Raw genomic sequence first — 14,754 nt, forward strand, 5'->3', positions numbered from 1 at the left:
AAGTCCGAACGATCAAACCTACAAAGGTTATTTTACCAGACTAGATATGAATTACGAAGCAACTCCCGTCTTAAAAGGGAATATTTTAATTGTTGACGATGTTCCCAATAATTTGCACCTTCTAGCTAAAATACTATCGAGGCATGGCTACAAAACACGCACTGCACCCGACGGTCAACTAGCCCTAAGGTCGATCGAATCAACACCTCCTGACTTGATTTTGCTGGACATCATGATGCCCAGTATGGACGGCTACACAGTCTGCAAAGTATTGAAAGCTTCTGCCACCACCAAAGACATTCCCGTCATTTTTATCAGCGCTTTAAATGAAGTGTTAGATAAAGTCAAAGCCTTTGAAGTTGGCGGTGTAGATTATATCACAAAACCTTTTCAGGAACAAGAAGTTTTGGCGCGCGTCTCAAATCAACTCTTGCAGCGCCAGTTGTTGCAGCAAACACAATCCTACGCGCAGCAACTCGAAGAAACTTTAACTGAACTCAAGAAGACTCAATCTCAGTTAATACAGAAGGAAAAAATGGCTTCTTTAGGGCAACTAGCCGCAGGGATTGCTCACGAAATCAACAATCCAGTCAACTTTATCTCCGGCAATATTACTATGGCTGCTGACTATGCACAAGACTTGGTTCGCCTCATCAAATTATACCGACATTACTACCCGCATCCCGTGGCAGAAATTGTCGGCGAATTGGAAAAAATTCAACCCGAATTCATTGCAGATGATTATCCAAAACTGCTAAGTTCGATGAAAGAAGGTACTTCTCGAATTAGCGAGATTGTGCTGTCTTTTCGCAACTTCTCCCGCCTGGGTCAAGAAAAGTGCAAGCCAGTGGATATTCATGAAGGCATTGACAATACTTTAGTTATTTTGCAACACCGCCTCAAAGGAGCCAACAATATCGGTGAGATTGAAGTGAGAAAACACTACAGTAAACTGCCAAAAATCACCTGTTATGCCAGTCTATTAAATCAGGTATTTATGAATCTGCTAATCAATGCTATTGATGCGCTGGAATCTCAACCTTATCCCCGAAAAATTACCATCAGCACTTCAGTAAGTTCAGATTCAGAACCTGCGTTGTACAATCCAAATTCAAACTTGGCAACTCAAAAGTCTCAGTCCGTTATGATTTTAATTGCCGATAACGGTTGCGGGATTTGCGAGGCAGTGCGCCACCGGATATTTGACCCATTTTTTACTACCAAGCCTGTCGGCAGGGGTACTGGATTGGGCTTGGCAATCAGTCACGATATTATAGTAGAAAAACATGGAGGTAAAATCAGTTGTATTTCGATTCCCGGTGGGGGAACAGAGTTCATTTTGCAGATTCCGATATCTGTTCAATGTGACGTATTAAATGTTAACATTTAAAGATGAAATATCGTAGGGAAACGGCACTATTTTTCAAGGTATGTAGTTGCGCTTCAGCGCTCTTTATAATACAATAGTAATCTTCAAGGTACGTAGTTGCGCTTCAGCGCTCTTTATAATACAATACGGTTCAGTTAAGGCTTTTGGACGAATTTCCGATCGCGATTTTATAGGCGATACAGGCATTTCTAGAAACTCAGATTGTTCTTAAGTCAACCGTATTGCTTTATAATCTTAAGAAAGAGCGCTGAAGCGCAACTACGTACCTCCCGGTTGGCAGTCAGGACTATTGTAGTTACTTCAAATCCAGCAAGCCGCTAGTTTTTAGCTTGGGATTAAACCGGATTTCTTCAGTTACACCGCGAGATTTGAGCAGCGCTAAAATTTCATTTTCCACGCGGCGAGCTACATTTTTCAACAATTTATCTTTGGCAAGTTCATCGGCGACAATACCTTCATAATTTGCTACTTCTTGCGAAGTCATGACAGTTTTGGTGTCAATGGGATCGTTCCACTTGGTAGCATCGGCACCGTTTCCCTGGGGCTGGGAACCGTTTTCGGCAATCCAACTCGCTCGGATGCTTTCTAGAATAGTGCGGCTGGGCTTGTCGATAGTTTGGACTTTCAGCCAGTAGCAGTTGTGCGGTTGGCGCACCAGATACTGTTTGAGGCTGAGGTAAATATCGCGAGAATAGCCGACAAATTGCAGCACTTTCCGATCGTCAAAAATCGCGCAAACGCCGATTTTTCCCTGCACGAACTCCGGCAATTTTCCCTCAGCATCAATGTAGGGAATAAATTCTAAACTAGCTAAATTCTGAATCTCTTCTGTCATTTTTTGTGAATAGTCGATCGTAAATTATTCCTACCGTTTACCTGCATTTCTAGCAATTTCCAAGACGGTTATAACACATTCGACTGCGCGAGGGTGCATCGCGGTTTTAATCGCTGAAACCATTGCTATTATTGCATATTCCTTCTTCCTTCTTCCTTCTTCCTTCTTCCTTCTTCTTTACCTAATTCTTGAAAACGCGATAAACGGCACAGAGGCGGCTGGGTTTAAATATTTTGGCTTGAAACATGAAATTAGGCGGGACGTTGACGATCGCAAAATCGATCGATTCGTGATACTTTTCAAATTCCGCAGGCATTCCCTTGGGCGTCTCGCTGCTGTAAGGGACTGGCTGAAAAAGTAACTCGGCAAACTCAATCCGCGAGCACTGCAATTGTATCGCTACTTGTTGGAGAAAGCTTTCACCTGTTAGTGAATGGAAGAGTGCGGCTTTAGCATCCGGTTCTAGGACAAAACTGCTATCATAGCTTTCAATAATCTTGAGACCCATTTTCTGTATACTCCTGACAGACGGCGGTTAACGGTTGTCGGTTAACTTTTAGGCGATCGACATATCCTGAATTTTACCTGAGACTGGCCGTGTTGAAAGCAAAAATTATTCAGCAGAGCTGCCGATAGAAATATGATAATCCCGAAATTTTGACCAGAAAACTAGACGCAAGCCCCCGGCTTGAGACGTGGGGATTAGTCGGTCTGCGGTTTTAACCGCCAGTAAATATTGTATTTGGGGACTAAGCATGGTAATGTAATTGGGTGAGTATGAATAACCGTCTGCGCGTTGAATCATCCTAGTACGGAGAAATCCCGGCAACTCAGATATCCGGCTAGAACCGGAATACTTAGAAAGGGCAAATAATGGCAGGTTGAGGAGCGTACCTATCTGGCTTGTGATGGACTCCCAAAGCAAAAGAAAAACTAAAAGTAAGCCCAACTGCAACACCTCTAGTATTGGTAGTTGATTTGAAGGGTCTAGGGGGATATTTGCCTATCCCTTCCAAGTTCGGCTTGGAGAATCCCCCGGCGACCGCCGTGGGGAGTGTCAAAAATAGCCCTGATTTATTTGCCGATCGCTCTTATCATGTCGGTATCGCAATCTATCAGACTACGACTAAAAGGCTATGCAGAAGATCGAAGACGCATCATTCCCCACGATGAGAATTTCCCCAAACCAGCAGGATTGGCTAGAATTGGCAGAATACGCCTCTATTGCCGGTTCAGCGATTGGCACCATTGCTGCGGGATTGTCGGGGCAAATTCTCTACGCTGCCGCCCCGCTAACCGCAGCACTCTCGCTGAATCTCGCCAATCGCCAGCGTTTTGAGCAAAAAATCCAACAAAAGGCAAATTCTGCCATCGCAGAGGTACAGGCCGTAGCAGAAGCTCGATCGCAGCAAGTTCAGAAACTACCTGGAGAACTTACCAAACTTGATTCTACCGTCTCCGACTTAAAACAAAAACTCGGTATTTTGGAATCCGGCGCCATCGCCGACATACAAGCTGCGGTAGCCGCACTCGAACGCCAAGCGCAGGCACTTCCTGCCGATTCTCAAGAACTCTACAGCATCCTGTCGGGTTTGCAGGAAAAACTCCGCATTCTGGAAAATAGCGCCCTCAGAGAGCATGATTGGGAAAATGTCAACGTCCGATTTTTGTTGCTAGACGAGAAGTTAACTGAGGTTAGAACTATTACAGCAGAGTTGCAGGAGCGATCGAACGAAGTAGACTTGGATCGAATCCAAGGTTCTTTGAAGCAATTGCAGGATTTGCTCGATCGACCGACAATAGACACAGCGACTCTGCAAACCGAGATTCAGCACTTGCAGGAGCAAGTTTCCGAGTTGCAGCGGCAAAATCAAGAAATTGTCAAGCCTTATTTGCTGCGCTTGACTCGCGCTGTCAAGAAACTTAGTCAGTAGTTATTGGTGATTGGTTATTGGTTATTGGTTGTTTGTTATTTACCTTGTTTTCTGGCTTTGCTGCCAATAACCGATCGCAAATAATCTCAGATACGCTCAATTACCGATAAGAAAAAATGTTTGTAGTGAGGACTTTAGTCCTTGATTTATGAGGACTAAAGTCCTCACTACGAACTAATTTTATAGTCTGATAGCGGAGACTCTCTAACCCTTGCAAATAACTAATAACTAATAACTAATAACTAATAACGAAACTTTTGCCAAGCTTGCCAGAAAATATAGATTGATAAAATTGCTAAGAGCGATCGAAATGCTAAACTAATAGTGCGATCGGGCAATCTCGGCAAAAACCTGGTGCTGATTTGCGCGCCCAACAAACCGCCAGCGCCTAGAATCAACCCCACAACCCACAAAACATTCCCGCGCGCCGCGTGTCCCGCCGTCGCCGAAATTGCCGTAATCACGATGACGCCCAAACTCGTTTGAATTGCCTTTTTAATGCTTTCCCCTAACAGCAAAATTTGCAAGGGAACCATAATCACGCCGCCGCCTACGCCGAACAAACCTGCCAATAAACCGGCAGCACTGCCTGTCGCAATTTTAGCAAAAGTTGGATTAAATAAAATATTTGAATTATTTGAGAATTGGGAACTGGGAATTGAGCCTGATTCTTCCCCTTCTTCTTCCGCTTTCTTAGCAGTCAGGCGCTTGCGAACTTCAATCAAATAAATATTCAGCCACAACAACAACCCAAAAGTAACTAACAGCAAATAAGGAGGAAATATCCCCGCCAAATAAGCACCAATTTGTGCTGTGATGACGGCGGGAAATCCGATGCCTGCGACTTGACTCAAGTTGAGATAGCCCATACGCCAATTCTGGATGCTGCCAGAAAGAGCCGTAATTACGATCGACAAACCGCTAGTAGCAACCGCTTGCACCGGAGCATACTTGAGAGCCACCAACAACGGCACGAGTACCGTACCGCCACCGATACCCAAAAAACCAGCTAGAATACCGGCAAACAGTCCGGCAGCACCCAGAATCAATAATTCACTGACAGTCATTATATCAAGTCCGGTTAATTGCTGGATAAACCTGTACGGGCATAGGGCATTGGGCATTGGGAATTGGGCATGGGCATGGTCGGACAAAAGTATGATAACTATTCAACCGGACATGATATTAGTCAGTAGTTCAGTAGTTAACAGTCAACAGTCAACAGTCAACAGTCAACAGTTAACAGTTAACTCTTAAGACTCATTAGTAGCCCCGTCAGGCATAATTGCCCGCCTCAAATCTGCATCGCGGAAGTTAGTTCGATTGAGATTAGCATCAATCAAAACCGCTTCCACCAAAACAGCCCCGCTCAAATTAGACCAACACAGCTTCGCCCGGTACAAATTAGCACCGCTCAAGTTAGCACCGCGCAGAGTTGACCAACTCATATTGGCAACTCTCAAATTAGCATTGCTCAGATTAGCTTCGCTAAGATTAGCTCCAACCATCGTGACTTGGCGCAAGTCTGCACCAGTCAGGTTGGCCCCGCTCAGCATCGCCCCACTGAGAATTGCCTGAGTCAGATTGGCTCTTTCTAAAAGCGAATCGCTGAGGATAGCATTTGTCAGGTTTACGGCTTTGAGAGTTGACCAACTCAAATTGGCCTTCATCAAATTAGTGCGAATCATACTAGCTTCGGTTAAGTTAGCCGCAAACAAATTCGCTTCGGTAAAGTTGGCTTCTGTCAAATTTGCTTCCGTCAAATTTGCCTTAGTCATGTTGACTTCTCTCGCCATTGAGCCGCGGAGGTTTGCTCCCACCAGGTTAGCCCCGCTGAGATTGGCGCGGGTCAAATCGGTACCGATGAGATTTGCTTCGGTGAGGTTGGCTTCCGTCATGTCCACCCCACCCAATTTCACCTCGCGCAAGTTCGCTCCCGTCAGGTTAGCGCCTTTGAGGTTTGCGTTTTGGAAATTCGCTCGGGTAAAATTAGCCTCGCTGAGGTTTGCCCCTTTTAAGTCGGCTCCCGCGAGGTTAATCTCTCGAAAAGTTCTTTCTCCGGCCGCATATTGCCTCAGAATTCGATCGGCCTCCATGTCATTCGCCTCGCAATTTTTGTTTCAAACGTTAGAGTGATGGGTTTTGCCACACACATCATCCCACTTGACATACTCCCTGACTATCAGATGCAGGGATTCCAAGAATTAATTCTTAGATTTTCTGCTTTTTAGCAACTGCCCTTCAGAAGTGTTTCTATCGGGTCTTACGTTCGCTCTCGCGTACTGACCGCGACTTTCAAACTGTCTTTATATCTATTGTTAGGTGCTTTTTGCTGATAATTCAAAGCCTTCTGCACTCTACACAATTTACGATTCTTAGCTTGAAAAGTTTTAGAATTACCAAATTTTGCACCTGTACTTAATGTAATCAAGTTGGTAATATCTAAGTCGATCTCTATTTGATTAGAAGATGCAGGTGATGGTTCAAGATCGACATCCACCAACAGAGAAACAGTCCATCTTCCCGGTGGTGAAAAATTCACCGTAACAGTAGATTGTTCAACACAGGAAGAAATCTCTCTGATCCCATAAATATTTAATGGCTCGGAAAATTTAGGTAAAAATACTTGGCTATCTTTCAACCGAAAAGTAGCTTTCGTATATTCAGCAGTGCCACCATTCTGTTGCTTTTTGAAGTTCGGGTATTTTGCCCGACCTGCAAAGAAGTTGGTAAATGCTGTTTGGAGGTGTTGCCATCCCTGTTGGAGTGGGACGTTGCTAACTTCCGTTAAAAACCGTAAATCTTCTTGTTTTTTCGATTGAGCCAGCATTACATTAGTTTCCACATACCTTACTCGTTCTTGTCGATCGCACCCAGCCTCTGTGGTAGTGGCGACGGCACAATTGTAGACAAGACGCGGGCCACCCACAGTCTGCCTCAACAGGGATTCCTGTTCGGACGTTGGGTAAAAGCGGTACTTGAATGCTCTCTGTGTCATGTGTTGCATTATAGAATCTATTCTGTAAATATTACGGTTTAATTAAGCCATCCTAGAAAGACGGGGTTTTAAAATCCAATTTGTCGATCGCCACGGTATTGTGCCTGCACAATTGTAATCTCGGTATAATTTTTGCACTGTGCTGTCGTGATAATACTGTGCAGATACTCCAAGCCCGGAGAGTTCCACTCCCAAGTGGTCTGACAAATATCAACGCTTCTGAGAAAATCAAAAATAGCGTAAAACTCTCAGCACTGGGCAATCAGTCGATTTCAGATTTTAGATTATAGGTTTACTTCACAGATTCATCACCGGATCTGGAACTTTGGTCTAAAATTAGAGCTCACCAGGACGATTGTCGGGGGCTTATATCCGTTTTTGGGCGGAGCGAACAGGCAGTAGCAAAGACAGAGCTAAGGCTAAAAAATGGTTGGACGCGCGGATTACAGCGGTAAAGCGTAAACTGCACACCCTACTAAATATAGAGGTTTTGCGTCCCGAACCGAAACAAAAACAGACAACACAACAACAGACAAAGGAAGTTTGAGAATGCCTGAAAATTTAAGAAGCCAAGCCGTGACTGGGGGCGTGCAGCGCGCACCCAACCGAGCAATGCTGCGCGCCGTGGGTTTTGGCGACGGCGATTTCACTAAGCCCATTGTGGGGATTGCTAACGGCTACAGCACTATTACGCCCTGCAATATGGGATTGAATGAACTGGCGCTGCGCGCGACTGCGGGTGCAAAAGAAGCTGGCGCGATGCCGCAGATGTTCGGTACGATTACGATCAGCGACGGAATCTCGATGGGAACTGAAGGGATGAAATATTCTCTGGTATCGAGAGATGTGATTGCAGATTCGATCGAAACTGTTTGCAACGGTCAAAGTATGGACGGCGTGCTGGCTGTGGGCGGTTGCGACAAGAATATGCCGGGGGCGATGATTGCGATCGCCCGCATGAACATTCCTGCTATTTTTGTTTACGGTGGCACGATCAAACCGGGACACCACAACGGACGCGATTTAACCGTGGTGAGCGCTTTTGAAGCTGTCGGTCAATTCAGTGCGGGCAAAATTGACGAAACAGAGCTCAATGCAGTGGAACAAAAAGCTTGTCCCGGTGCGGGTTCCTGCGGCGGAATGTACACGGCAAATACGATGTCCAGTGCTTTTGAAGCAATGGGAATGAGTTTGCCCTATTCTTCGACAATGGCTGCGGAAGATGCCGAAAAAGCCGACAGCGCTGAGGAATCTGCAAAAGTTGTCGTAGAAGCGATTCGCAAACAGTTGTTACCGAGCCAAATTTTAACTCGCAAAGCCTTTGAAAATGCGATCGCCACAATTATGGCGATCGGCGGTTCAACCAACGCCGTATTACACTTATTGGCTATTTCAAATGCGATCGGCGTTGAGTTGTGCCTCGACGATTTTGAAACAATTAGAGCCAAAGTACCCGTATTGTGCGATCTCAAACCAAGCGGCAAATACGTAGCAACCGACTTGCACAAAGCCGGCGGCATTCCTCAAGTAATGAAAATGCTTTTGGAACGCGGATTGCTCCACGGAGATGCGCTGACAATTACAGGTCAAACAATTGCCGAATCCCTATCAGATATTCCCAGCGAACCCCGCGCCGATCAAGATGTAATTCGGCCTTGGAACAATCCGATGTACGCCCAAGGACATTTAGCAATTCTTCGCGGCAATCTGGCAACAGAAGGATCGGTTGCTAAAATTACAGGCGTTAAAAAACCGCAAATCACCGGCCCAGCAAGGGTATTTGAATCCGAGGAAAATTGTTTGGCTGCCATCTTGGCTGGCAAAATTCAAGCCGGAGATATCATTGTCATCCGGTACGAAGGGCCCAAAGGCGGGCCGGGAATGCGCGAAATGCTAGCACCAACTTCGGCAATTATTGGTGCAGGTTTAGGCGATTCTGTCGGGTTAATTACTGACGGCCGCTTTTCCGGCGGAACCTACGGCATGGTTGTCGGTCACGTTGCACCCGAGGCGCAAGTTGGCGGCACAATTGCTCTGGTAAATGAGGGCGATTCGATTACGATCGATGCTACCAATCGCTTGTTGCAGCTCAATGTTGATGATGCAGAATTAGAGCGGCGGCGCGCTCTTTGGCAAGCTCCTAAACCCCGGTATACTAAGGGTGTTTTGGCTAAATACGCTAAGTTGGTTTCTTCTAGCAGTGTCGGCGCTGTAACTGATTTGGGTTTGGGTTAGAAGAAAACCTATTTTTAACCGCAGATGAATGCAGATAAACGCAGATGAAATCCCATCAGCGTTCATCTGTGTTCATCCGCTGATATCTGCGGTTAAAATTCTAATCTAGTTAAGGTATAGCCTTTCGAGAACCTATAGGATGTACTCGTGGGCGTAGGCCAAACCGGGCATAGAGTATAGGCCTCCGCGAGCATAAGCTGTTGAGCATTTAAAATGGTATTGTAGGGTGGGTCAGTTTTAAGGCGTTTCCCATGTATAGTCAGTGTTGTAGCTGACGCACCCTACGTAAATAGTTAGTGGTTTAAATGCTCCACAGCTTAGCTCACCATGCTTGAGAACCGCTACATACATATGTGCGCTCCCTCCGCTAGCTAACATAATCGTCCTCGGAAGTGGCCTTTGCTGAATCCTTCAGTCTCACCGTCGGTCAAATGTTCAGTTGGCTGACTCAGTAGCGTAACCTCAATCTATGAAGGATTTTTTAACCGCAGAGGCCGCAGAGGGCGCAGAGGTAGAGAAGAGAGAGCTCTCTACGGATTTGGTTTGAGCGAATGTGCGGGCGATCGCTTATACTGGAGTATCTGGTTGTCAGCTTTTCAAGGATGAGAGGACTAAAGTCCTCACTACAAACTTAATTATGATTATTTAATCGGACTTGATATCAACTCTCAGTTAACCGCTAACTACTAACTAAGTACAAAAAACGTTTCTGAACAATGGAAGCAAAATCCTACAAAGACACGGTAAATTTGCCCAAAACCAAGTTTGATATGCGCGCCAACGCTACCAAACGCGAACCAGAATTGCAACAATTTTGGGCAGATGAAGATATTTACGATCGCCTTTCCCAGGATAACCCGGGCGATTTGTTCATCCTCCACGACGGCCCGCCCTACGCCAACGGACAACTCCACATCGGCCACGCCCTCAACAAAATCCTCAAGGATTTTATCAACCGCTACCAAATGCTGCGCGGTAAAAAAGTCCGCTATGTGCCCGGTTGGGATTGTCACGGATTGCCGATCGAACTTAAGGTGTTGCAAAACATGAAATCGGACGATCGGCTCAATCTTACCCCGATCGACCTCCGCCGCAAAGCCGCCACTTTCGCCCAGGAAACAATGGCCCAGCAGCGGACATCGTTTCAGCGCTACGGCGTTTGGGGCGACTGGGAACACCCGTATTTAACCCTGAAACCCGAATACGAAGCGGCTCAAATCGGCGTTTTCGGTCAAATGGTGCTCAAAGGCTACATCTTCCGCGGCTTCAAACCCGTGCACTGGAGTCCGAGCTCGAAAACAGCCCTCGCCGAAGCTGAATTGGAATATCCCGAAGGCCACGTTTCGCGCAGCATCTACGTCGGCTTTCACGTCAGAAAATTGTCAAAATCCCTGCAAACGAAGCTCAAGCGCTATATGCCGAGCCTCTGGGCGGCGATTTGGACGACTACCCCCTGGACGATTCCGGCTAACTTGGCGATCGCAGTTAATCCCGAACTGACTTATGCAGTGGTGGAACCGCCGGGAGATTCGCACATCGCACAACAATTTATGTTAGTTGCTGTCGATGCGGTCGATCGACTGTCGGCAACTTTGAACACGGAATTAAAAATACTTGCTACCTTCCCAGGTAAAGATTTAGAAGGTTCCACCTACAAACACCCGTTGTTCGATCGCGAAAGCCCGATCGTTGCCGGCGGCGACTACATTACCGCTGACTCAGGAACCGGATTGGTGCACACTGCACCCGGCCACGGACAAGAAGACTTTATCGTCGGAAAACGCTGCGGTTTGCCAGTTTTAACCCCCGTCGATGAAAACGGAAATTTCACCGCCGAAGCAGGACAGTTTGCAGGTTTAAATGTCCTCGGAAATGGCAATGCCGCAGTCATTGATGCCCTTGCGGAAGCAAATTGTTTGATTAAAGAGGAAGCTTATCCTCACTCGTATCCTTACGATTGGCGGACTAAAAAGCCGACGATTTTTCGGGCGACTGAACAGTGGTTTGCATCCGTTGAAGGGTTCCGCGACGAAGCGTTAAAAGCAATTTCTGGTGTGAATTGGATTCCCGCCCAAGGGGAAAATCGGATCACAGCTATGGTTAGCGATCGATCGGATTGGTGTATTTCTCGCCAGCGGACTTGGGGCGTGCCGATTCCCGTCTTTTACGACGAAGAAACCAACGAACCTCTGTTAAATGAAGAGACGATCTCGCACGTGCAAGCTATCTTTGCTGACAAAGGTTCTGATGCTTGGTGGGAAATGTCGATCGCCGAATTGTTACCGGAATCATACCGCAACAACGGCCGCACTTACCGCAAGGGAACCGACACGATGGATGTGTGGTTTGACTCCGGTTCTTCCTGGGCTGCTGTAGCGAAAGGGCGATCGGAATTAAACTATCCTGCTGATATCTATTTGGAAGGTTCAGACCAACACCGCGGCTGGTTTCAATCGAGCTTGCTCACCAGTGTAGCAACCAACGGCATCGCTCCTTACAAAACAGTTTTGACTCACGGTTTTGTGCTGGATGAAAAAGGCCGCAAGATGAGCAAATCTGAAGGCAATGTCGTCGATCCGGCGTTAGTCATCAAGGAATATGGCGCCGATGTTTTGCGATTGTGGGTGTCTTCGGTAGACTACTCCGCCGACGTGCCTTTAGGCAAAAACATTCTCAAACAGCAATCGGATGTTTACCGCAAGATTCGGAATACAGCGAAGTTTTTGCTGGGGAACTTGCACGACTTCGATCCGGCAAAAGATGCCGTTGCTTTCGAGGATTTGCCAGAACTCGATCGCTATATGCTGCACAGAATGGGCGAAGTTTTTGCGGAAGTTCAAGAAGCTTTTGAAAGTTTCCAATTTTCGCGATTCTTCCAAACTGTACAGAATTTCTGCACGGTGGATTTGTCTAATTTTTACTTGGATGTTGCCAAAGATCGACTTTACATCAGCGCCACAGATGCGCGTCGCCGCCGCAGTTGTCAGACAGTAATTGCGATCGCAGTCGAGAATTTAGCAAGGGCGATCGCACCTGTGTTGTGTCACATGGCTGAAGATATTTGGCAGTATCTTCCCTATCCAACTCCCTACAAATCAGTATTTGAAGCTGGTTGGGTGCAACTCGATCCTGCATGGCACAATCCAGAATTGGCGACTCGCTGGCAGTATTTGCGCCAAGTACGCGGCGAAGTTAACAAGGTTTTGGAACAGGCGAGGACTGAAAAGGCGATCGGTTCTTCTTTGGAAGCTAAGGTTTTATTATACGTTCCCGATGCTGCCAAAAGAGCGCAATTGCAAGGTTTGAATCCCAGCAGCGAAGAATTGGTGGATTACGTGCGATCGCAAAACGCAGCCATCCAACTAGCAGAAGAAGAGAAAGCCAAAGCAGTACAAGACAAACAAGAAGCCCAAGCAGCAAGTGTTGCCAAAGTCTTGACAGAAAAGACAGTTCATGTTGAAGAAGAAACTGTCGCCCAGGGCGATGCAGCTTCTGAAATAGTAGAGTATTCTGCCCCAGAAGCATCGGCTTTAGATTTGCAGGAAATGTTAGATAAAAGCGCCCAGTTTGTGGCGGATTTGCCTAACTACGCTGGCAACTTTTTCACAGAATACCAAAAAGTGCTGGTAGCGCTGGGGCTGTTAGCTTCTGTGGCGATAACTGCGAGAGTAACCCTAGCAGTTTTGGATACAATGAATCAGATTCCGCTGTTAGGCGGCTTGTTTGAAGTCATCGGTATCTTGTTTACAATGTGGTTTGCTTTCCGTCACTTACTGTTTGCAGAAAGCCGCCAAGAAATGGCACAAACAATAGATTCGCTGACAGCAGACGTACTTGGAAAATCAAAGGCATTGATGCTTGTAGAAACAGAGGCGATTGTGCTTTCACTGCCAGTAGAGACAGCCCTTGTACCAATAGAAACAGCCCCAGTCGAACAAGCGTTAGCAGAAACACCCCAAATCCCGAAAGCAGAAATAAGTGCGATCGCGCCCAAAGCAGAAATTCCTGCCGAAATAGCTGTACACCACCATTCTGCAAGTGCTAGCAACGGCGTAGACGAACTGCGCTACTTGTTCATTACATCAGAAGTAGAACTGATAGAATCCAATGCAGTGATGCAGGAATTGCCCTACAGTTACCAATCTCCAGAGTTAGCGATTGGTGTAGTCAAAGCAGACGGCCAAAAGTGCGATCGATGCTGGAACTACTCTACTCACGTCGGAGAGTCGATCGAACATCCAGCAATTTGCGAACGCTGCGTATCAGCAGTTGACAGCAAATTCTAATCGCCGTCTTCAACCCGCGGAGGCGGGTTTCGTTTGTGTAGACGCGGTTTCAACCGCCGTCTCTCTTCTCCAACTCTTGTGGGATGGGCTTCTAGCCCGTCCCAAACATACAATTTAAATGCGGAACACCCTAACAATATTGAGTCTAGATGACATCAAATCCGGTAACATCTGAATTATTCATTTCTCTATATCTCTCCCTCTGCGCCCTCTGCGCCCTCTGTGGTCAAAAAAATCCGATACAGCCGGAAACAAAATGATTCATCTCTGATTATCATCATCCCCTTCTGTAACTCTACATTTCCTCCAGAAATTTAAACAGAGAATAACAGCAAAAGGCAGAAAAAATACAACTGCTGGAACAATCCAAAAAGCACCACCAGCAATCAGAACATCCCCATCTGGAGTCGTACAACTAGAATTAGCCGCCTCAATACAGTCCCGCCATTTCCAGTACCGCACATAAAACAGATAAAAGAAAAAAGAAGAGCAAAACAGACAGACAGTCATGATAAGATAAGACATCTGATTGCACCAACAAGAATTGATTGAAAAAGTTTTCTATTTCTTATTGAAAAAACGGCAGACAAATTCACCAGGGTTGTTTTGTCCAAACCCCAAAACAGTGCCATCTTGCTTAACCGTACTGCGGCTGCGGCAATTGTAGACTTCCAGAGGCTGCTTGACTCCATCAACACTCAAAATCACCCTGTATTCCCAGTAGTTTTTCGCACTGCGCTTGATATCGACAATGCAAATCTCGCGCCCTCGATCGTGGCGACATACAGAAGCCTCAGCCGGAAGCGCGGCGCAGAAAAAACCGATTAATAGCAACAAGTAGCAAACATATTTCATGATGTGCGATCTATCGCGCTTATCATACTTTACCTCCAAATGTATAGCAACCGCCGTATTAGGACACGTTGTTATATTTATAATAAACCATATTTGTAGATACTGTCTTGAGCTGTCAAGGGGTAGCAAGTAAATAATTAGGATCGAAGGGCTTTTGGGACTTTAAAATACCAAAAGCCAAATGCACCAACTTCCGCATCAAAGCACCAATCACCTGCATT

Annotated in this window: 10 protein-coding genes; 4 read left to right on the forward strand and 6 right to left on the reverse strand. The window is 46.3% G+C overall.

Going from position 1 to position 14,754, the window contains the following annotated elements; genetic code table 11:
- Positions 1-46: 46 nt before the first annotated feature.
- On the forward strand, positions 47-1,390 hold the full coding sequence (locus tag QZW82_RS22670) for a response regulator (RefSeq protein ID WP_293153200.1): 1,344 nt from the start codon (positions 47-49) through the stop codon (positions 1,388-1,390).
- Positions 1,391-1,685: 295 nt separating this feature from the next.
- Here the strand turns inward: QZW82_RS22670 and QZW82_RS22675 are convergent, their stop codons facing one another.
- Together QZW82_RS22675 and QZW82_RS22680 are read right to left on the reverse strand one after the other, a co-directional pair.
- Positions 1,686-2,225 (reverse strand): GIY-YIG nuclease family protein, encoded by a 540-nt coding sequence (locus QZW82_RS22675; protein ID WP_293153203.1) that lies wholly within the window; start codon positions 2,223-2,225, stop codon positions 1,686-1,688.
- A 181-nt stretch (positions 2,226-2,406) separates the two neighbouring features.
- Complete coding sequence (locus QZW82_RS22680) at positions 2,407-2,733, reverse strand: hypothetical protein (protein ID WP_293153206.1); 327 nt, start codon at positions 2,731-2,733, stop codon at positions 2,407-2,409.
- Positions 2,734-3,361: 628 nt separating this feature from the next.
- Here QZW82_RS22680 and QZW82_RS22685 point away from each other — a divergent pair.
- Positions 3,362-4,159 carry a hypothetical protein gene (locus QZW82_RS22685; RefSeq protein ID WP_293153209.1) on the forward strand — a complete coding sequence of 266 codons (798 nt, stop codon included), beginning with the start codon at positions 3,362-3,364 and terminating at the stop codon, positions 4,157-4,159.
- A gap of 242 nt (positions 4,160-4,401) precedes the next feature.
- On the opposite strand, the gene QZW82_RS22690 is transcribed toward QZW82_RS22685, so the two are convergent.
- From QZW82_RS22690 to QZW82_RS22700, 3 genes are all read right to left on the reverse strand, one after another.
- Positions 4,402-5,226, reverse strand: coding sequence for a sulfite exporter TauE/SafE family protein (locus tag QZW82_RS22690; protein ID WP_293153230.1), 825 nt, complete (start codon positions 5,224-5,226; stop codon positions 4,402-4,404).
- A gap of 186 nt (positions 5,227-5,412) precedes the next feature.
- Complete coding sequence (locus QZW82_RS22695) at positions 5,413-6,255, reverse strand: pentapeptide repeat-containing protein (RefSeq protein WP_293153212.1); 843 nt, start codon at positions 6,253-6,255, stop codon at positions 5,413-5,415.
- Positions 6,256-6,422: 167 nt separating this feature from the next.
- Positions 6,423-7,166 carry a transposase gene (locus QZW82_RS22700; RefSeq protein ID WP_293153215.1) on the reverse strand — a complete coding sequence of 248 codons (744 nt, stop codon included), beginning with the start codon at positions 7,164-7,166 and terminating at the stop codon, positions 6,423-6,425.
- Positions 7,167-7,706: 540 nt separating this feature from the next.
- On the opposite strand from QZW82_RS22700, the gene ilvD reads away from it, so the two are divergent.
- Both ilvD and ileS read left to right on the forward strand, forming a co-directional pair.
- On the forward strand, positions 7,707-9,392 hold the full coding sequence (gene ilvD / locus QZW82_RS22705) for a dihydroxy-acid dehydratase (protein ID WP_293153218.1): 1,686 nt from the start codon (positions 7,707-7,709) through the stop codon (positions 9,390-9,392).
- Positions 9,393-10,108: 716 nt separating this feature from the next.
- A complete protein-coding gene (gene ileS, locus QZW82_RS22710; protein ID WP_293153221.1) occupies positions 10,109-13,678 on the forward strand; it encodes an isoleucine--tRNA ligase in 3,570 nt (1,189 codons plus the stop codon).
- Between the two features lie 561 nt (positions 13,679-14,239).
- Here ileS and QZW82_RS22715 read toward each other — a convergent pair.
- Complete coding sequence (locus QZW82_RS22715; protein WP_293153224.1) at positions 14,240-14,533, reverse strand: hypothetical protein; 294 nt, start codon at positions 14,531-14,533, stop codon at positions 14,240-14,242.
- Between the last annotated feature and the right edge of the window lie 221 nt (positions 14,534-14,754).

Source organism: Microcoleus sp. bin48.metabat.b7b8b9.023 (assembly GCF_013299185.1).
GTDB lineage: Bacteria > Cyanobacteriota > Cyanobacteriia > Cyanobacteriales > Microcoleaceae > Microcoleus.